The organism is Oceanospirillum sediminis (assembly GCF_014164585.1).
Lineage (GTDB): Bacteria > Pseudomonadota > Gammaproteobacteria > Pseudomonadales > Halomonadaceae > Oceanospirillum > Oceanospirillum sediminis.
This window is the reverse complement of record NZ_JACJFM010000216.1, coordinates 1-364: the sequence shown is the minus strand read 5'-3', so window position 1 is coordinate 364 and position 364 is coordinate 1. Positions and strand designations below refer to the sequence as shown.

1 pseudogene is annotated in these 364 nt (G+C 37.6%); it reads right to left on the bottom strand.

Annotation, left to right across the window (positions count from 1 at the left end):
- A pseudogene (locus tag H4O21_RS28455) lies at positions 1-364 on the bottom strand (alpha-amylase); the annotation flags it as partial.

The following is a 364-nucleotide window of genomic DNA, read 5'->3' as shown; positions in this document are numbered from 1 at the left end:
ATCCTTGAACTTAATCCATGAATCTGGCACATCCTTATCCTTCCAAAAATCAAAATGAAGTTTATAATCTTTATGTTCAAATCCCTCAGGCAATTCATCAAAATCTTTCCTGCCGTCAGGTGATATTCCATAATTCACCTTTACGGTTTCATACCAATCGTTCATATCTGGTTGCGATAGGCGTGACCCATTACCTGTCCATTTTGCTGGTTGCTCTGGAAATTCATTATCTTCAAGAGGATGTTTTTCCTCACCTAAAGGAGAATACCCGTTTTTCCATTCAGGCACTTGGAACGCTTCATCAGGATTGTAATAAAAATTGTTGTTTTTATGATACATGACAGAAACATCATCATCTTCCCCA